This is a genomic window from Acidovorax sp. GW823-FHT05D11, assembly GCF_058795695.1.
The window spans coordinates 5,320,848-5,338,892 of sequence record NZ_CM179502.1 but is presented as its reverse complement, the minus strand read 5'-3'; the positions used below and the strand labels follow the sequence as shown (position 1 = coordinate 5,338,892).

Genomic DNA, 18,045 nt, shown 5'->3' with positions numbered 1-18,045 from the left:
GTGGGACAGGGTGGTTCGGGGGCTCCGCCTGCTTCCCGCAGGACGGAGGGCTGAGTCCGAGGAGGTGCAGGCGGCGGGCGTCAGGCCGTGTGCTCGCCGGCCAGCCGGGCCAGTTGCGCAGCGTCGGGGAGGTGGCCGTGGAACCAGAGGTGCGCGCAGACGGCCGACATGGCCTTGCCATCGTGGCCAATGCCCGCCACGGTGTGCAGCTGCCAAGCCAGCGGCAGGGCGCGGCGCGCGGCCTCGGCCCGGGCGGTGGCGTAGTAGTTCAACGCGCGGGCATAGCGGTGCGGGCCCTGGCGCAGTGCCGCCGGTTCGGACGGCAAGTGCACGTCGGCCGTGGCGATGTCCTGGTCGCCCGCCAGGATGGTCAACGGGTAGGCGAACAGGCGCGCCAGGCTGCCGGTGTCGGCGGGAGTGCCGGCCAGGCCTTCGGGGAACGGCAGCTCCAGCAGCGGCAGCGTGTACCAGCCGGGGTTGCCCGCGGCCACACCGGCAAAGGTGCCGGGCGTGAGCACGCTCATCAGCCGGTGCACGAACTGCCCGCCGGCGGAGTGGCCGAACAGGTACAGCGGCTGCGTGGTCAACACGCCCGATGCCTTGAGCTCATCGACCAGCCGCGTCACGACGGTGTACGACCAGTCCCCGGGTGGGTTCGCCGGAGCCGTGTCGGCGTGGGCTTCGCGGTCGGCGGTGGCCAGCAGGTTGCCGTTGTTGTAGCTCACCACGTCGGGCCACTGCGCGTTCGAGAACGTGGGCGCGATGATGACCAGGCCATGCTCGTCGGCGGCGGGCATCCAGAAGTCGCGGTAGTCGTCGCCGTTGCGCATCACGCCGTGCTGCACCAGCACGATGGGGCTGTGGTCCGTGGCATGTGCGGGCCGGTAGGTGTTCAGCGCGATGGAGCGGCCACCGGGCAGGGGGCTGTTGCTGTAGTCCACCGCGTGGCGGCCCACCCGCTGCACGGCGTCGCGCAGCGATTGCAGATGAAGTTCGTTGGGCATAGGCAAGAAATGGGGCAGGGCAGCAGGCGGGGCGACATTGCCGTTGTCAGGCCGCTGCGGTGTTCAGGTGGCAGGCCGACCAATGGCCGGGGGCGATGGCTTCGAGCGCCGGTGCTTCCTCGCGGCAGCGGGCCATGGCGTGCGGGCAGCGCGGGTGGAAGGTGCAGCCCGGTGGCGGTTTCAGTGGCGAGGGAATCTCTCCCTGGATCGGCACGAACACGCGCTTGCGCCGCTCCAGGTTCGGCACCTCGGCCATCAGCGCCAGGGTGTATGGATGGTTGGCGCGCGCAAAAATCTCGGCCGTGGTCGAGATCTCGACGATCTTGCCCAGGTACATGATGGCCACGCGGTCCGAGATGTGGCGCACCACACCGAGGTCATGGCTGATGAACAGGGAGGTCAGGCCGTGCTGGGCACGCAGGTCCATGAACAGGTTGATCACCTGCGCCTGGATCGACACGTCCAGCGCCGCGACCGGCTCATCGCAGACCAGGAAGCGGGGCGACACCATCAGCGCCCGGGCAATGCCCACGCGCTGGCGCTGCCCGCCCGAGAGCTGGTGCGGCAGGCGGGTGCGGTACTCGGCGGCCAGGCCCACTTCGGCCAGCGCCCTGTCGACGCGTGCCGGTATTTCGCCGGCGGGCGCGAGTTTGTGCACGTGCAGCGCCTCGCCCAGGATCTGGTGCAGCCGCTGGCGCGGATTGAGCGAGGCCTGGGGGTCCTGAAACACCATCTGCACGCCCAGTGTGTAGGCCAGTCTGGCGGCCCGGTCCAGGCCGTCCACGGCGGCGCCCTGGTACAGCAGTTCGCCTTCGGTCTGGCGGTGCAGGCCGGCGACGATGCGGCCAAGCGTGGACTTGCCGCAGCCGGACTCCCCCACGAGGCCCAGCACCTCGCCCTGCGCAATCGCCAGGCTCACGCCGTTGACGGCATGCACGGTGCGCGGCTCGGGCTTCTTGCCGGCCAGCTCGAACACGCGCCCGATCAGGTCCTGCCTTTTGACAAAGCGTTTGTACACATTGCGCAATTCGATGACGGGAGGTGGTGCGGTGTGGCTCATGCGGCAGGGTCCAGGGCAACGAGGGGGGCAAAGCAGCGGTAGGTACGCCCATTCACCGTGGTGTTCTCCGGTTCGCCCGTGGCGCATTGCGCCAGGGCGTGCGCGCAGCGCGGCGCAAAGGCGCAGCCGGCGGGGCGGTTGCCCAGCATCGGCGCCATGCCGCTGATCTGCCGCAGGCGTCCGCCGGGCAGGGCGGCGCCGGGCAGCGAATCGAGCAGGCCGCGGGTGTACGGGTGCACCGGGGCATCCAGCACCTCATCCACCGGGCCGGACTCGACGATCTTGCCCGCGTACATCACCGCGACCTTGTCGGCCAGCTCGGCGATCACGCCGAGGTCGTGGGTGATCCAGATGAGCGCCGTGCCGTGCGTGCGGCAGATCTCCTGCATGCGGTACAGGATCTGGCCCTGAATCGTCACATCGAGCGCCGTGGTGGGCTCGTCGCAGATGATCAGCTCGGGCTTGTTGAGCATGGCAATGGCGATCGCCACGCGCTGGCGCATGCCGCCCGAGAACTCGTGCGGGTAGTTGCGCAGGCGCGAAGCCGGGGCGGGGATGCCCACCATCTCCAGCGCCTCCACGCAGCGCTGGAGCGCCTGGGTGCGCGGCACGCTGGCATGGGTCTGGATAGCCTCGAGCATCTGCTCCTCGATGCGCAGCACCGGGTTCAAGGTCATCAGAGGGTCCTGGAAGATCATCGCGATGCGGTCGCCGCGCAGCTGGCGCATCTGCTCCTCGCTCAGGTCGCGCAGGTTCCGGCCCTTGAACAGCACCTCGCCGGCGATCACCTCGCCGGGAGGGTCGATCAGGCCGAAGATGGAAAAGCCGGTGACCGACTTGCCCGAGCCGGATTCGCCGACCAGGCCCAGGATCTCGCCAGGCCCGATGGACAGGTCGATCCCGCTGACGGCGGGCCAGGCGCCTTCCTCGGTGTGAAAAACGGTGTGCAGGCCACGCACTGCAAGCAAAGGGGTTGTCATGGGCTTCTCGGGTCCAGCGCGGCGCGCAGGCGGTCGGCGATCACGTTGATCGCCAGGATGAGGGCCAGCAGGGCCAGGCCGGGGAACATGCTGATCCAGTAGTCGCCAGACAGCAGGTACTGGAAGCCGGTCGCGATGAGCAGGCCCAGCGATGGCTCGGTGATGGGCACGCCCACGCCCAGGAACGACAGCGTGGCTTCCAGCACGATGGCGTTGGCGATCTGGATGGTGGCAAACACCATCACCGGGCCCAGGCAGTTGGGCAGCAGGTGGCGCAGCATGATGCGCCAGGCTGGAAAGCCCAGGTTCTGTGCCGCCTCGATGTATTCCTTGCGGCGCTCCTGCAGCGCGCGGCTGCGCATGATGCGCGCGTAGTGCGCCCACTGCACCATCACGATGGCGATCACGACCTTGTCCACGCCGCGCCCCAGCATCGCCAGCAGCACCAGCGCCACCAGGATGGTCGGAAAGCCCAGGATGAAGTCCACGATGCGCATCAGCACGGTGTCGACCAGGCCGCCCACGTAGGCCGCGAGCAGGCCGATCAGGCTGCCGAGCACGGTGGCCAGCGCCACCGCGGCCAGGCCCACGGTCAGGCTGATGCGCAGGCCATACAGGATGGCGCTGAGCATGTCTCGGCCCTGGCTGTCGGTGCCCAGCCAGTAGTGGAAGCCGTCCATGCTGGCCGAGCCCGGCGGCAGGCGCCCGTCCATCAGGTCCAGGGCGGCCAGGTCATAGGGGTTCTGCGGCGCCAGGAACGGCGCCAGCATCACCACCAGCAGCAGCACGACCAGCGAAATCGCCGAGCCCCTGAGGGACGGGCGGCTGCGCAATTGCTTGAGGATGGCCCGGCGGCGCGGCGTTTCCGTCAACGGGGCGTGGGGAGTGGGGGGGGATTCTGGAGTTTGCATAAATCGCTTGTGCCCGCTTTCCTATTCGGACTCTTGCAGCTGCACGCGCGGGTCCAGCGCCGCATACAGCATGTCCACCAGCATGTTGATCATCACGAAGATGAAGGTCACCAGCATCACGTACGCCACGACCACGGGGCGGTCGAGCTGGTAGATGCTGTCGATCAGCAGCTTGCCCATGCCGGGCCAGGCAAACACGGTCTCGGTGATGGTGGAGTAGGCGATCAGCGAGCCAAACTCCATGCCGATCACCGTGACCACCGGGATCAGGATGTTGCGCAGGATGTGGCGCGTGAGGATGCGGCGCGGCTTCAGGCCCTTGGCGCGGGCGAATTTCACGTACTCCTGTGTCTTGGCGTCCACCACGCCCGTCGCCGTCAGGCGCAGCACCAGCGCGATATTGGCCAGCGCCAGGTTCACGGCCGGCAGCATCACATGCGACCAGCCATCCGCCGTCAGCAACGACAGCGGCACGCCGAACACCGCCACCGTGTCACCACGCCCCGCGGCGGGCAGCCACTGCAGCCACACGGCGAAACACAGGATCAGCACCATGCCCTGCCAGAAGTTGGGCAGCGAAAAACCCAGCACCGAGCCCGCCATCAGCCCCCGCCCCGTGGGCTTGTCATTCTTGAGGCCGGCGACCAGGCCCAGCGGAATGCCGACCACGATGGTCAGCGTGATCGCCACCAGCACCAGCTCCAGCGTGGCCGGAATGCGCTGCACGATCAGTTCGATGGCCGGAATCCCGTGCACGAACGAGGTGCCCAGGTCGCCCTTGAGCGCGCGAAACAGGAAGCTCGTGTACTGCTGCCAGATGGGCAGGTCGAGGCCCAGGCGCTTGATCATCGCCAGGCGGTCGGCCTCGCTGGCCTCGGCGTTGACCAGCAGTTCGATGGGGTCGCCCACGGCATACACCGCAAAGAACACCACCAGCGACACCGCCAGGAGGACAAGAAGGCTCTGCATGAACCTTCGCAGGATGAAGACGAGCACTCAGGCACCCCCTTGCGAAATGGATGGAAGCCGCGCCACGGTGGCGTTGCAAAGGCCAAGGCGTGGGGGCCTGGACATGGCGGGCCTGCGACAACGCGGCGTGGCAAATAAAAAATACGGAGTGCGCAAGCGCACCCCGTATCCGTCCACTGGCCGGCAGTGGCTTACTTGGCCTTGACCGAGGTGGCCAGCGTGTACTGGTCGCGGCGGCCTTCGTAGCTCAGGCCCTTCTTGAAGGCCCAGATGCTGCTCTCGAAGTGCAGCGGGATCAGCGCCACGTTGTCCAGGGCGAACTTGGTGGCGGCTTCCAGGCCGGCCTTGCGCTTGGCGGGGTCCACCGTGTCGGCGGCCGGCAGGTACAGCTTGTCGAACTCGGGGTTGTAGTTGGCGCCGTAGTTGCTGGTGCCCTGGCCCTTGGGCGCATCCAGCGATGCCACCCACAGCTGGAACAGCGCCGACGCCTCGCCCGTTTCCGCGGGCCAGCCGCCCATGGGCAGGCTGAACTCGCGCTTGGCGCGCTTGGGGAAGTAGATCGATGCGGTCATCGCATCCACGTTGGTCTTGATGCCGATGCGCGTGAAGTACTGCGCCACCGACTGGGCCACCTGGGCGTCGTTCACGTAGCGGTCGTTGGTGGATGACAGCGTCAGCTCGAAACCGTTGGGGTAACCGGCTTCGGCCAGCAGCTTCTTGGCGCCTTCGGGATCGAACTTGATCTCGGGGGCCTGGGGCAGCGCGCCGAACATGCCGTCGGGCATGTACTGGTAGGCGGGCGTGGCCATGCCGTCCATGATGCGCTGCACGATGGCCTTGCGGTCGATGGCCATGTTCATGGCCCGGCGCACGCGCACATCCTGCAGCGGGTTCTTGCCGTCGGCGGCCTTCACCAGGGGGCTGGGGTTGCGGCCGATGTCGGGCTGCAGGAACACGAGGCGCGTCGATGGCGTGGCGACGAAGTCGAACTTGGCGTTGTCCTTCACACGCGTCAGGTCGCGCGCGGCGGGGTTCTCGATCACGTCGTAGTCACCCGACAGCAGGCCCGTCAGGCGCGGGCCGGCGCTGGGCACCGGCACCATCTTCACCGTCTTCCAGTGGGGCTTCTCGCCCCAGTAGGCTTCGTTGCGCTCCAGCTGGATGCCGGTGCCCTTGACGTAGGACTTCATCAGGAACGGGCCGGTGCCGATGGCGGTCTTGCCGGTATTGAAATCGGTCACGGTCGGCCAGGCGCCGGTCACGCCGCAGCCCGTCTTGGGTGCGAACGCGAGCTTGCCGCCCTGGGCAATACCGCTCCACAGAATCGGCAATGAACGCGCCATTTCGGCGGGCAGCAGCGGCAGCGGCGCCACGGTCTTGATGATCACGGTCAGGTCATCGGGCGTCTTCACGTCGGTGATGCGCTTGGTGGTGTCGGTGTACGACTCCGAGACGTTGGTCTCGTTGTTCAGCGTGCGGCAGATGGTGAACAGCACGTCCTTGGACGTGAACGGCTGGCCGTTCGAGAACTTGACGCCGGGGCGCAGCTTGAACTCCCAGGTCAGGTCGTCCAGGTTCTTCCACGACGTGGCCAGCGAAGGGATCAGCTCCATCTTGGCGTTGCGCACCACCAGCGAGTCATAGACATGGGCCGAAAAAGCATCGTTGGCCGTCATCTTGTGATAGTGCGGATCGGCCGCGGTCGGCTCGGCCGCCAGCGCGATGGTGAGCGACTGCGCCTGCGCAACCCCTGCCCCACCTACCGACACCACCACGCCGCTCGCCACGGCCAGCACGGTCTTTCGAAAACCCATGTTCATTTCAGCTTCCTTGTTTCATCTACAACCGGGGGATACACGCAGCGAAGTCGAAAGGCAGCCGCCGCACGGCGCCGCTGCCGCAGCGCGCCGGGACTGCGGTTGACCGTGGCACGGCAGCGCAGCGGCTTCGCATTCGCTATGCATGCATATTATCTGGTCAAAGAACCGGAGCCACTAGGGTATTCCGCATGGACCGGATTCTCCGGGAGGCGGCGCCCACTGCCCTTCCTGCCGCGCTGTGGTGGCCACAGCGCCTTTCACACCACGACCGACGCCCCCGTCGCATAGAACTGCCCGCCCGCCACGTAGTGCAGCGTGCGCAGCGCCTGGGGGGCGGTGTCGAACTCCCAGTGCCCGTTGCGGAACACGCGCTCGTCCGCCCAGGCGGCCACCACTTCGCCGATGAAGAGGTCGTAGGCCTGCTGGTTGTGCGGCTCGGGGATGGCGCGGCACAGCAGCCAGGCGGCGCAGCCGTGCACCAGCGGGGTATTGGCGTGGCCGGGGGCGTGGAACAGCTCCACGCCGTGCTGCCGCAGTTTGTCGGGGTGGGTCTTGGCGCTGTCGGTGCCAATGGCCACGGTCATCGCCGCCATGGGCACGGTGGGCAGCTGCAGCGCGAAGGCGCCGCTGGCCTCCACCAGTTCGCGCGTGCGTGTGGCCTTGTCGAGCACCACCGTCACCTTGGGCGGGGAAAAGTCCAGCGCGCAGGCCCAGGCGGCCGCCATCACGTTGTGCTGGCCGGCGTGCGCGGCCGACACCAGCACGGTGGGGCCGTGGTTGAGCAGGCGGTAGGCCTTGTCGAGGGGGACGGGGGTGAAGTGGGCGGTGGGTGGCATGGCGGGAGGCTGAATGCTCTTCAATTGATAGCTGATGGCGGTGATTGAACGTGCGCTCCAGGGCATTTTGGCTTGAAAAATGCCAGGCTGCAGCGTGTTCGCCGGCAGTGGTGTCCCCGCGCGCCGTGCAGGCCACTCACTCCACGCAGGCGCTGCCCGCGCCACGGTCTGCTGGGCGACAGCGCGCGGGTGCGCAGCCGGTAACATCCCTTCGCCCATCAACCGCCCCATCGGGGCCCAGCGGAGACAAAAAAGTATGTTCAGTCATGTGATGGTCGGTGTGAACGACCTGGAGGTATCCCGAAAGTTCTACGACGCGCTGCTCGGCACCATCGGTGTGCCCCCTGGCGTCGCCAACAAGAACCGCTACTTCTACCGGGGCCCCTCCGGCACCTTCTGCATCAGCACCCCCATCAATGGCGAGGCCGCCACCTTTGCCAACGGCGGCACCATCGGCTTTGCCATGCAGTCGCCCGAGCAGGCCGATGCGTTCCATGCGGCGGGTGTCGCCCACGGGGGCACCACCTGCGAAGACCCGCCCGGCTACCGCGAAGGCCTCGGCGGCAAGCTGTACCTGGCGTACCTGCGCGACCCGGACGGCAACAAGCTCTGCGCGCTGCACCGCCCCCCAAAGGCATAGTCAACGGACTGGGCGGCAGGCGCGGCGCTTGTGGCGCTGCAGCCAGCGTGTGGCCCCCCGCACGCCACGGCATGCGGCGGCGGCCATGGCGGCGCTGGCCGCCAGCATGGCCAGGGTGTGAACGCCCAGTGCGGCCAGCGCCAGCAGCAGGGGGGTGGATGCGGCACCGCCCCCTGCCGCGCCACCGCCCAGGCACAGCGGCGCCAGCGCGGGCACCAGCATCAGCCCCGCGCCGTGGGCGGTGGCCGTCCCAAAGGACCACAGGGCCAGGCCCGCGGGCCCGGCAGGCCTGCGGATGCAGGGCGGCGCAGTATGCCCACGCAGGTGGGCCAGCACCACCACCGCGCACAATCCGCCCGCCACCGCCAGCAGCACGGGCCGGGCCAGCGGCAGGCCCCACACCGCCGTGGCGGCCACCAGCGCCACCGAGGCCAGGTGCCCGGTGGCCAGGGGCAGCACGGTGCGCAGCGGGATGCCGTGGTCGTGCGTCCGCAGGCCCCAGGCCGCCGCCAGTCCCCATCCCGTGGCAGGGTTCATCCCATGCAGGGCGCCCAGCGCGGCGGTGGCGAGCCAGGGCCAGAGGGTGTCCATGGCCGTGGGGCGGTGTTCAGCCCCGTGCGGCGCAGCACGCGCCCGGTGCCGGGTGGGCCTGGCTTGCCTGCGCAGCCGGAGCGGCCGGGGTGCGGGCGGCGTCGGCGGGCGCGTAGCGGTCGTGGTGGCGCACCCAGTCCATGGGGTAGGCCGGGTTGGTTTCGTGGCGCCCCAGCGGCGTCAGGTCCAGCAGCTGGTAGGTGCCCATCATGGCCTCGACGCCGCGCCCGAAGGTCGAGTAGGTGTGGAACACCTCGCCCGCATCGTTGCGCACGAACACGCTGATGCCCGGTGCCTCCTCGGCGGGGAACGGCTGCATGCCGTAGTTGTAGAAGACCTCGCCGTTCCCCCGTGCGCGCTGCTCGGGCGTGAAGCTCACGGCGAAGTCGTGGTTGAAGTCGCTGCCGTGCGACGACACCCAGCGGAACCGCCAGTCCATGCGCTCGCGAAAGCGCTCGATCTCGGCCAGCGGCGCGCGCGAGATGGCAAGCAACGACACGTCGCGGTGCTGCAGGTGCAGCTCCATGCCACCCAGGTGGTCGGCCATGAACGAGCAGCTGGGGCAGCCTTGCTCCCACCCCGGGCCGAACATGAAATGCTGCACCAGCAGCTGGCTGCGGCCGTCGAAAAGGTCGGCCAGGGCGCGCGGGCCCTGGGGCGTGTCGAAGGTGTAGCGCTTGTCCACGCGGGTCCAGGGCAGTGCGCGGCGCTCCTGGGCGATCTCGTCGCGCAGGCGGGTCAGCGCCTTCTCGCGGGCCAGCAGGGTGTGGCGCTGGGCCAGCCATTGGCGGGCGGAGACCACGGGATGTTGTTGTGTGGGGGCGTTCATGGAGGACTCCTCGATGGGGTGGTGGGTGGGGTAGAAGAAGGATGGGCTCGCGGGCGGGCCAGGCGCACCTGTCCCCGGCCTGCGGCCCGCGCGGAAAGCGCGGGGCCGGTGCAGGGCCCGTGGGGTGCACGGCGATGGGCGCGGCGCGCGGCCGCCCCGTTCAGGCGCGGGGCGCCTCGGGCCGGCGCACGGCGCGCACCTTGCCGCTGCTGCCGCCGCCGGCGTAGAACAGGCCGGCCCCGTCGGACTCGAGCCCGCTCACGCCCATGCCCTGCGGCAGGTCCAGCTGCTGCAGCACGGCACCGCTGGCGGGGTCGATGTGGCGCAGCGTGCTTTCGTCGCCCTCCCAGGTGCCGTGCCACAGTTCGCCGTCCACCCAGGTCACGCCGGTAACGAAGCGGTCGGACTCGATGGTGCGGCGGATGGCCCCCGTGGCGGGGTCGATCTGGTGGATCTTGCGGTCGCGGTACTGGCCCACCCACAGGCTGCCTTCGGCCCAGGTCAGGCCCGAGTCGTTGCCGCCGCCCGGCGCGGGGATGGTGGCCAGGACGCGGCCGGTGGAAGGGTCGATCTTGTCGATGCGCGCCTCGGCGATCTGGTAGAGGTGCGTGCCGTCGAAGGCCGTGCCCGCGTCGCACGCCACGTCGAGCGTGCGGGCGGTGGTGCCGCTGGCGGGGTCGAAAGCCACCAGGTGCTCGCCCGTCGCGGCCCACACGCGCTGGCCGTCGTGCGTCACGCCATGGACCGCCCCGGCATCGCCGAACGGTCCGTACTCGCGCACCACCTGGGCGGGCTGGCGCGAGGCGATGGGCATCTGCCGGTGCGGCGGCGGGGTGTCGCCCACCTGGCTGCTGCAGGCTGCGTCGCGGGGGGCTTGTGGGGTGCGGGTGATGGTGGTCATGGCTGGGCTCCTTCAACGGTTGGTGATGCCACTTTAGGGAATCGGCTGCGCCGTGGGGAGTAACAAGATCGTCGTGAATCCGACGAGCGGCGCCGCCAGCCAGCGGCGGGCGCGGGCCTGGCCGATGGCGCGCACCTGGCCGCCGGCCTCCAGCTCGGCCAGCGCGCGCTGCACGGTGCGCTGGCTGTCGCCCAGCGCGAGCGCCAGGGCCGATGTGGACCACGCGGCGCCGTCGGACAGCAGCGCCAGCAGCGCGCCCTGCGCGCCATCGACCGGCGGCGCGAGCACGGCCACCCCGCGGCCCCCCTGGGGGCGCAGCATGAAGCCGCGTGCGGTGGCCTCCACGCCCGCCAGCGGTGCCATCAGCGCGCGCAGTCGCCCCATTTCCACGCGGAGGCGGGCGCGGTGGGTCTCGTCGGGGTGGCGCGTGCGGAACACGTCGGCGATCAGCGTATCGCGGTCCGCGTCGCCCGGCCACGCCTGGGCCAGCGCGCGCACGAGTGCAAACAGCACCGGCCGGCGCGCCAGCGGGTGCCACGCGCCGCCCGCCTGCACGCCGTGGCGGCAGGCGTCCACCACCAGTGTGTCGCCCGCTGCGCGCAGCGCCGCCACGTCCCGCAGCTGCAGCAGGTGCTCGGTGCCCGGCCCCAGGCGGCGGGCCGCGGGCTGCTGGAGCAGCGTGCGGGCGTGGGCCACCTCGGCCACCAGGGCGGGCACCCCGGCGTGGCCGGCCGCCTCGGCGGCCCGCTGCAGCGCGGCGTCTGCGGCGTCGATGTGCAAGGCGCGCAGGGCCAGCTCTGCGGCCGTGAGCGCGGCCACGGCGGCCAGCGGCGCGGGCAGCTGGGCCGGAAGGCCCGCCGCCTGGATGGCTGCGAGTGCGGCGGAGGCCTGCGCCAGCCGCCCCAGCAGAATCAGCCTGCGGGCCGCCACCAGCCGGGCCTGCAGGGCGTTGATCGCGTCGCCATGGGCCTGCAGCGTGTCGGCCGCCGCCAGCAGTGCCAGGCCCTGGCCGCCCAGGTCGCGCAGGGCGAGCGCCACCTCGGCCTCGGCCACCGCGCAGCGCGCGCGGGCCCGGGCCTCGTGGGCGCCAAACGCGCGGCCCGCCTGCCGCAGCAGGTCGCGCGCGCGGGCCAGCTCACCCAGCTGGGCCATGGCGATGCCGCGCAGGGCCAGCGCGGGTGGGTCGTCGCGCAGCGCCACGCGCTTGAGCGCGCCCAGCGGGTCCCCGGCGGCCAGCGCGCGTGCGGCGGCGGTGATCAGCGAATCCATGGCGACAGCCTACACGCAGCCGTGCGCCAGGGCCGTGCGCGGCCGGGTGGGGGATACTCGCCCGCTTCACGCCCCCGGCCGCCGCGGGGGGCCCCCACGGCCTAGACACAAGGACCCCCATTGAAATCCGCCAGCGCCACCACCTTCGACGAGGCCTACTACCAGCGCTACTACTTCGACAAGAAGACCAGCGTGGTGGACCCGGACCATGTCGAGCGCCTGGGCACGTTCGTGTGCAGCTACCTCAAGTACCTGCGCGTGCCGGTGCAGCGTGTGCTGGACGTGGGCTGCGGCATCGGGCTGTGGAAGGACATCGTGGCGCGGCATTTCCCGCTGGCCACCTACCAGGGCGTGGAGTTCAGCGCCTACCTGTGCGAGCGCTTCGGATGGCAGCAGGGCTCGGTGGTGGACTATGCGGCCGGCGAGCCGTTCGACCTCGTCATCTGCCAGGGCGTGCTGCCCTACCTGAGCCCGCCGGACCTGAAGGCCGCGCTGCACAACCTGGGGCGCCTGAGCCGCGGCGCGCTGTACGTGGAGGCCGTCTCGCGCGAGGACTACGAGCGCGACATCATCGACGAGGACCTGACCGATCCGCGCCTGTTCCGCCACCGCGCCGAGCTGTACCGGCGCGGCCTGCAGGAGGGCGCGATCGAACTGGGCGGCGGCGTGTGGCTGAGCCGGCAGGCGCAGGTGCCGCTGTTTGCCCTGGAACAGGCGGGCGGGCAGTGACGCATTCCCCCGCGAACCCCGCCGCGCCGCACGCGGTGGCGCGCCTGCGTGCCGAGCGCCTGGCGCGCAGCGCCAAGCCCTTCCTGGCCCGGGGCGGCCCCAGGGGCGAGCGCTGCGCGGGCTGCCGCCTGGTGCCCAGCCACTGCATCTGCGCGCTGCGGCCCGTGCTGCCCACGCGCGCGGGCATGTGCCTGCTGATGGCCGACATCGAACCGCTCAAGCCCAGCAACACGGGCTGGCTGATCGCCGACGTGGTGCCCGACACGTTTGCCTTTGGCTGGGCCCGCACCGAGGTGCACCCCGGCCTGCTGGCGCTGCTGTCCGACCCGCAGTGGCAGCCGTATGTGGTGTTCCCTGGCGAGTTCGTGGCGCCCGGGCGCGTGGTCACGCAGGTGGCCATGCCAGAAGGCAAGCGCCCGCTGTTCGTGCTGCTCGACGCCACTTGGCCCGAGGCCCGCAAGATGTTCCGCAAGAGCCCGTACCTCGACCTCCTGCCCGTGCTTAGCCTGCAGCCCGAGCAGCTCTCGCGCTACCACCTGCGCCGGTCCACCCGCAGGGACCATTTCTGCACGTCCGAGGTCGGCGCCCTGTGCCTGGAGCTGGCGGGCGAGGCACATGCCGCGCAGGCGCTGGAGGCGTACCTGGACGTGTTCACCACCCACTACCTCGAGGCCAAGCACCAGCGGCCCGTGGATGCGGGCGACGCGGTGCACCAGCGGCTGGCCGCGCTTCGCGCCCGGGACGCGGGGGCGCTGTAGCCGCGCATCGCGTACCACGGGCCTAGCGTGCGGCCGCGTCCGCCGCCATGCGGCCTTGCACGGCCCGCGCGACACCCTCCGGCTCCAGGTACGGGCTGCACGACTGGTACAGCGCAAACTTCTTCTCCGCGGGCGCCCCCACCAGCTCGGCGGACACCTCGGGCGCGGATTGCCTGAGCGCTTCCAGGTGGAAGCCGCCCTCCCCGGGGTGCAGCTCCACGGCGGCCGCGATCATCGCCGCCGCCGCTGCGCGCATGCCTTCCTGCCGGGGTTTCGCCACGCCGAGCGACAGCCCGTTGAACACATGGCCGCAGCGGATGAGGTCCAGGGCCACCGCCTTGCGGGCGCCTGCCTGCGCGGGCGTGCCTTTGCTGCCGTGCATGCCGTCCAGGTAGGCCTCCACGTCCAGGGGCGGGTGGCCGGGCGCGCACGCCCCCTGGTACCTGCCGGCAAAGGCCTTCTTCGTCATCATCATCGGCGGGCCCGCGGAAGCCGCCATGCTGCTGTCGATGACGAGCTGGTCGCCGTCGGCGTGCACCGTGAACCGGTAGCGGTGCGGGGCGCTGGCGCCCAGGGCCGGGCCCGTGCAGCTGGCCGCCCAGGTTTCGTGGCCGGGCATCGGCCGGGCGGACTCGCTGAGCGTGCAGTCCACGCCGCGCTGCTGCAGGGCGAGTTTCCAGGCGGCGGCCGTGAGGCGGGCCATGTGCTCCGAGGTCACGCACACCACCGCCGGGCCGCCGAGTGCATCGGCGTACGCGCCCGGGCGGAACCCGGCCGCCGCCGCCGGCTGCGCGGCCCCGGCGCACCCACAGGCCAGCAGGCACCCGAGCAAGACGGCGCGCAGGGCAGGGGCTGGGGGCGCAATGGCGAAGGGCATGGGGAAGGTCTCCGGGGGGGCGGGCGCGGCGGGGAAGGGATGGCGTGCCCACGGGCGGGCAGCCGCCGGATTGTCGTTCAGCACGTGGCGTCCGCCGCGCCCGCCCCCACCCGCCAAGGCCGTGCACCGGCCATGCGGCGACAATGGTCCGCTTCCCCTCTAGCGCACAGGCCCGATGAAAGCACCCCCCAGACTCCAGTCCCTCATCGAGGAAGGCCTGATCGACACCGTGGTCCGGCAGCTCATGAGCGGCAAGGAGGCCATGGTCTACGTGGTGCGTTGCGGGGACGACACCCGCTGCGCCAAGATCTACAAAGAGGCCAACAACCGCAGCTTCCGCCAGGCGGTGGACTACACCGAGAACCGCAAGGTCAAGAACTCGCGCTCGGCCCGCGCCATGGCCAAGGGCAGCAAGTTCGGCCGGCAGGAGCAGGAGGCCGCCTGGCAAAGCGCCGAGGTCGATGCGCTGTACCGCCTGGCCGCCGCGGGCGTGCGCGTGCCGCAGCCCTACAACTTTCACGACGGCGTGTTGCTGATGGAGCTGGTGACCGACGCCCACGGCGACGCCGCGCCGCGCCTGAACGACGTGAGCTTCACGCCCGAGGACGCGCGCACCCACCACGCCACGCTGGTGGCCGAGGTGGTGCGCATGCTGTGCGCGGGTGTGGTGCATGGGGACCTGTCGGAGTTCAACATCCTGCTGGCGCACCTGCCCGGCGCTGATGGCGAAGGCGGCGAAGGCGGCCACGATGGCCCCGTCATCATCGACCTGCCCCAGGCGGTGGACGCCGCCGGCAACAACCATGCCCAGCGCATGCTGCTGCGCGACGTGGCCAACCTGCGCGACTTCTTCGGCCAGTTCGCGCCCGAGCTGCGCAGCACCCAGTACGGCCCCGAGATCTGGAGCCTGTTCCAGAGCGGCCTGCTCGACAACGCCACGCCGCTCACGGGCCGCTACGCGCCGGACCATCCCGACGTGGACATGCAGGCGGTGCTGCGCGAGATCGACGATGCGCGGGCCGAGGACGCGGCGCGCAGGCTGCGCATGGCCGCGGGCTGAGGCGTCCTTTCAGCGGCGGCCGTGCCCGCCAGCGCCCGCCGGAGCGGCAAACGCGCGGCTCAGGTAGCGCGACCCGCGAAGCCCGAAGCGCCACGGCACATCGACCGCCTTGGAAATGCCGATGCGCGGGCCGGCCACCACGCCGACGGGGTGGCAGCCGGGGGCGCCGGCCGCATCGGGCTCCAGCAGCGCGAATGGCGGCAGGTGCAGCGGCCGTCCGTTGAAGCTGGCATCGATGCCCAGCGCCTGGGCCAGGCGCCCGGGGCCCGCGCACAGCAGATGCACGTCCTCCAGCCCGCGCCGCGCCTGCATGGTGCCGATGCCGTGGGTGGGCTCCAGCGCGCGCAGCAGCACGCCGGCGCCGTGCCCGGCCTCGCGGCACACGGTGTTGATGCACCAGTGCAGGCCGTACGAGCGGTACACGTACGCGCAGCCCGGTGGCCCGAACATGGCGGCGTTGCGCGCGGTGGGCCCGCCAAAGGTGTGCGATGCCGGGTCCGACTGGTCGTAGGCCTCGGTCTCCACGATGCGGCCGCCCACGCCGTCCACGAGCAGCGTCACGCCGATCAGGCGCCGCGCCACCTCGTGCGCGGGGGCCGCGAAATCGATGGCGGCCCGTACGAGCGGCGGGCCGGGCGGGGGTGTTGCGGGCAGGTGCAGGGCGGGCGAAGGGGCGCGGGGCATGCGGGCAATGCTATCGGGGCGCCGGGGAGGGCGTCGCGGCGGGTGATCCCGGGCTTCCGTGCGCCACGGCCTACGTCCCCGCACCCCGAGGCAGCGCCGGTGCGTCCCGTCGGGCCGCAGCGCCCCCGGCGTGCGGCACAATCGCGCGCTTTTCCTGCCTCTGCCCCCCGTGCGCCGTCACCCCGCGTGCCGCCCGCCGTCCCGTCCGCCTTCACGCCCATGCCCCTGCCCGATATCCTCATCCGCGACTTTCGCCCCGGCGATGAAGCCCTGCTGCACGCCGTCTTCCACGCGTCGGTGCACGGCCTGGCCGCGAGGCACTACACCCCCGGGCAGCTCGCGGCCTGGGCACCCCCGCAGCACGACGCCGCGCAGTGGGCCGCCCGCATGCGGGCCAACCAGCCCTTCGTCGCCCAGGCCGCGGACGGCAACGCCATCGCGGGGTTTGCCGACCTGCAGCCCACGGGGTACATCGACCAGTTCTTCGTCGCGCCCGACTGGGCCGGCCAGGGCGTGGCCCGCGCGCTCATGGCGCACATCCACGCGCAGGCGGCGCGGCGCGGCATCGCGCGGCTGCATGCCGATGTGAGCCTGGCCGCCGAGTCCTTCTTCGCCGCCAGCGGCTTCGAGGTCCTGGCACGCCAGCACGCCGAGCGGCAGGGCGTGGTGCTGCGCAATGCGCGCATGGCCAAGCTGCTAGGGCCGCATTAAGCTCTTGTTTTGATAGCTTGCTGTGCCAGTCCATCCAGCGCCGGCGCGCTGCCGAGCCTGTGGCGGGGAGTGGTTCGGGCGCCGTGTTTCGCCCGGGCGTGCGCGGGTGGCTTACAGTAGCCGCCCCGCAGCATGCAATCCCACCCCGACACCACAGCCCCCAAGGCTGCCCCCCCATGACCAAAGACCTGGCGCGACAGAACGAACTCAAACCCATGGCGCTGTGCGAGCCCTGCCAGGGCATCCAGCGCAACTGGCGCAAGGCGCCGGGCCATGCCGAACTGGTGCAGCGGGGCAATCGCAAGGAAGACCGCGACCACGGCTCCGTCACCATCACCCGCTACGTGTGCGACCGCTGCGGAACCGCGTGGGAGTACGAGAACGACAAGACCAACCAGCAGGCCGGCTGGTCAGTGGTGGGGCGCTAGGCGCGCAGGGTGGCCCGTTCCCCGCGCGCCGTCGCCCGCTCCGGGGCGCCCCTGGCCGCCAGCACCATGGCCAGCAGCACGCAGGCCAGGCCCGCCCATTGCCAGGGGCGCACGGACTCGCCGAGCAGCAGCACCGACAGCACCAGGGCCGACACGGGCAGCCACACCGTGGCCAGCGAGGCGCGCACGCCGCTGGTGCGCGCGCTGCCGGCGTACCACAGCAGAAAGCCGCCCACCGTGGGCACCCACGCGTAGTACAGCACGCCCGCCAGCGCGGGCGCGCCGAAGGCCAGGGGGGTGGCGGCGCGCCACGCCAGCCAGGCGGCGGGCAGGGCCGACAGCAGCAGGCCGCCCGCCGACATGAGGGTGGACAGCGCCAGCGCGGGCACCGGCCGCGCGAGGCGCTTGTGGGCCAGGATTAAGACCGCCTCGCAGGCCACGGCGGCCAGCACCAGCGCGATGCCTGCCAGCCGCGCGGGGCTGGCCCCGCCGCCGCCGGGCGAGAAAGCCACGGCCATCACGCCCAGCGTGGCCAGCCCGATGGCCAGCACCAGGCGCAGCGCGGGCCGCTCACCCAGCACCACGGCCGAGAGCAGCGCGGCCGCGGCAGGCTGCGTGCCCGCCACGATGCCCGCGTCCGATGCGCTCGACAGCGTGACGCCCAGGATGAGCAGCACCGAGTACCCCACGCTCCCCGCGGCCGCCTGCACCGTGAGCAGCACCGCGTCGCGCCGGCCCACGCGCGGCAGCCGCTGGCCGCGCCAGCGCATCAGCGCAAAGAACACGGGCAGCGCCAGCGCGTGCCGCAGCACGGTGGCGAGAAAAGGTTCGATGTCCTGGCCGATGACCTTGCTGGCCACCACCGTGCTGCCCACGAGCACCATCGCCAGGCTGCACAGCAGCTGGCCCTTGAGTGAATCTGACATGACCGGAAACCCTGCCGAAGTGGTGAATCAGCGGCCAGTCTGCGGCGTCTGGCGCGGCGCGT

General features: G+C 71.1%; 20 protein-coding genes. 6 read left to right on the top strand and 14 right to left on the bottom strand.

Annotated elements, in window-relative coordinates; translation table 11 throughout:
• Positions 1-80 precede the first annotated feature (80 nt).
• The 7 genes from AC3RCE_RS24635 to AC3RCE_RS24605 form a co-directional block, all read right to left on the bottom strand.
• Positions 81-1,004: an alpha/beta hydrolase family protein gene (locus AC3RCE_RS24635; RefSeq protein WP_492254175.1), complete on the bottom strand. Its 924-nt coding sequence runs from the start codon at positions 1,002-1,004 to the stop codon at positions 81-83.
• 46 nt (positions 1,005-1,050) lie between these two features.
• Entirely contained in the window at positions 1,051-2,064 is a 1,014-nt protein-coding gene (locus AC3RCE_RS24630) for an ABC transporter ATP-binding protein (protein WP_492254174.1), read from the bottom strand.
• Positions 2,061-3,044, bottom strand: a complete 984-nt coding sequence (locus tag AC3RCE_RS24625) for an ABC transporter ATP-binding protein (RefSeq protein WP_218339472.1) — start codon at positions 3,042-3,044, stop codon at positions 2,061-2,063. Before AC3RCE_RS24625 ends, AC3RCE_RS24630 begins: the two co-directional genes overlap by 4 nt.
• Positions 3,041-3,955 (bottom strand): ABC transporter permease, encoded by a 915-nt coding sequence (locus AC3RCE_RS24620; protein ID WP_492254173.1) that lies wholly within the window; start codon positions 3,953-3,955, stop codon positions 3,041-3,043. Before AC3RCE_RS24620 ends, AC3RCE_RS24625 begins: the two co-directional genes overlap by 4 nt.
• A 21-nt stretch (positions 3,956-3,976) precedes the next feature.
• Positions 3,977-4,951, bottom strand: a complete 975-nt coding sequence (locus AC3RCE_RS24615; RefSeq protein WP_218339473.1) for an ABC transporter permease — start codon at positions 4,949-4,951, stop codon at positions 3,977-3,979.
• A 164-nt stretch (positions 4,952-5,115) separates the two neighbouring features.
• On the bottom strand, positions 5,116-6,738 hold the full coding sequence (locus AC3RCE_RS24610) for an ABC transporter substrate-binding protein (RefSeq protein WP_492255435.1): 1,623 nt from the start codon (positions 6,736-6,738) through the stop codon (positions 5,116-5,118).
• A 263-nt stretch (positions 6,739-7,001) separates the two neighbouring features.
• Positions 7,002-7,580, bottom strand: coding sequence for a flavin reductase family protein (locus tag AC3RCE_RS24605; protein WP_218339474.1), 579 nt, complete (start codon positions 7,578-7,580; stop codon positions 7,002-7,004).
• Between the two features lie 256 nt (positions 7,581-7,836).
• Between AC3RCE_RS24605 and AC3RCE_RS24600 the strand changes: the two genes are divergently transcribed.
• Positions 7,837-8,220: a VOC family protein gene (locus AC3RCE_RS24600; protein ID WP_492254172.1), complete on the top strand. Its 384-nt coding sequence runs from the start codon at positions 7,837-7,839 to the stop codon at positions 8,218-8,220.
• Here the strand turns inward: AC3RCE_RS24600 and AC3RCE_RS24595 are convergent, their stop codons facing one another.
• The 4 genes from AC3RCE_RS24595 to AC3RCE_RS24580 all read right to left on the bottom strand — a co-directional run bounded on the left by AC3RCE_RS24595 (position 8,221) and on the right by AC3RCE_RS24580 (position 11,810).
• Complete coding sequence (locus AC3RCE_RS24595; protein ID WP_492254171.1) at positions 8,221-8,811, bottom strand: hypothetical protein; 591 nt, start codon at positions 8,809-8,811, stop codon at positions 8,221-8,223. It abuts the gene before it with no gap.
• Positions 8,812-8,827: 16 nt separating this feature from the next.
• Complete coding sequence (locus tag AC3RCE_RS24590) at positions 8,828-9,640, bottom strand: DUF899 domain-containing protein (protein ID WP_492254170.1); 813 nt, start codon at positions 9,638-9,640, stop codon at positions 8,828-8,830.
• Between the two features lie 160 nt (positions 9,641-9,800).
• Positions 9,801-10,454, bottom strand: a complete 654-nt coding sequence (locus AC3RCE_RS24585; RefSeq protein ID WP_218297230.1) for a Vgb family protein — start codon at positions 10,452-10,454, stop codon at positions 9,801-9,803.
• A 120-nt stretch (positions 10,455-10,574) separates the two neighbouring features.
• Positions 10,575-11,810, bottom strand: a complete 1,236-nt coding sequence (locus AC3RCE_RS24580; RefSeq protein ID WP_492254169.1) for a helix-turn-helix domain-containing protein — start codon at positions 11,808-11,810, stop codon at positions 10,575-10,577.
• 120 nt (positions 11,811-11,930) lie between these two features.
• Here AC3RCE_RS24580 and AC3RCE_RS24575 point away from each other — a divergent pair, with 120 nt between their 5' ends.
• Positions 11,931-12,539, top strand: coding sequence for a class I SAM-dependent methyltransferase (locus AC3RCE_RS24575; RefSeq protein WP_218298088.1), 609 nt, complete (start codon positions 11,931-11,933; stop codon positions 12,537-12,539).
• Entirely contained in the window at positions 12,536-13,297 is a 762-nt protein-coding gene (locus AC3RCE_RS24570) for a tRNA-uridine aminocarboxypropyltransferase (protein WP_218298087.1), read from the top strand. The genes AC3RCE_RS24575 and AC3RCE_RS24570 overlap by 4 nt, the downstream gene beginning before the upstream one ends.
• Before the next feature lie 22 nt (positions 13,298-13,319).
• Here the strand turns inward: AC3RCE_RS24570 and AC3RCE_RS24565 are convergent, their stop codons facing one another.
• The gene (locus tag AC3RCE_RS24565; protein WP_492254168.1) at positions 13,320-14,174 is read right to left on the bottom strand and encodes a DUF3617 domain-containing protein; all 855 of its coding nucleotides are present in this window, start codon (positions 14,172-14,174) and stop codon (positions 13,320-13,322) included.
• A gap of 175 nt (positions 14,175-14,349) precedes the next feature.
• Here AC3RCE_RS24565 and AC3RCE_RS24560 point away from each other — a divergent pair, with 175 nt between their 5' ends.
• The gene (locus AC3RCE_RS24560; protein ID WP_492254167.1) at positions 14,350-15,234 is read left to right on the top strand and encodes a PA4780 family RIO1-like protein kinase; all 885 of its coding nucleotides are present in this window, start codon (positions 14,350-14,352) and stop codon (positions 15,232-15,234) included.
• A 9-nt stretch (positions 15,235-15,243) separates the two neighbouring features.
• Here the strand turns inward: AC3RCE_RS24560 and AC3RCE_RS24555 are convergent, their stop codons facing one another.
• Positions 15,244-15,918, bottom strand: coding sequence for a DNA-3-methyladenine glycosylase (locus tag AC3RCE_RS24555; protein ID WP_492254166.1), 675 nt, complete (start codon positions 15,916-15,918; stop codon positions 15,244-15,246).
• 219 nt (positions 15,919-16,137) lie between these two features.
• Here AC3RCE_RS24555 and AC3RCE_RS24550 point away from each other — a divergent pair, with 219 nt between their 5' ends.
• Both AC3RCE_RS24550 and AC3RCE_RS24545 read left to right on the top strand, forming a co-directional pair.
• On the top strand, positions 16,138-16,629 hold the full coding sequence (locus tag AC3RCE_RS24550) for a GNAT family N-acetyltransferase (protein ID WP_492254165.1): 492 nt from the start codon (positions 16,138-16,140) through the stop codon (positions 16,627-16,629).
• Positions 16,630-16,805: 176 nt separating this feature from the next.
• Positions 16,806-17,057, top strand: coding sequence for a hypothetical protein (locus tag AC3RCE_RS24545; RefSeq protein ID WP_218298083.1), 252 nt, complete (start codon positions 16,806-16,808; stop codon positions 17,055-17,057).
• Here the strand turns inward: AC3RCE_RS24545 and AC3RCE_RS24540 are convergent.
• Complete coding sequence (locus AC3RCE_RS24540) at positions 17,054-17,983, bottom strand: DMT family transporter (RefSeq protein ID WP_492254164.1); 930 nt, start codon at positions 17,981-17,983, stop codon at positions 17,054-17,056. The two genes, AC3RCE_RS24545 and AC3RCE_RS24540, sit on opposite strands and share 4 nt — an antisense overlap.
• Positions 17,984-18,045: the final 62 nt, after the last annotated feature.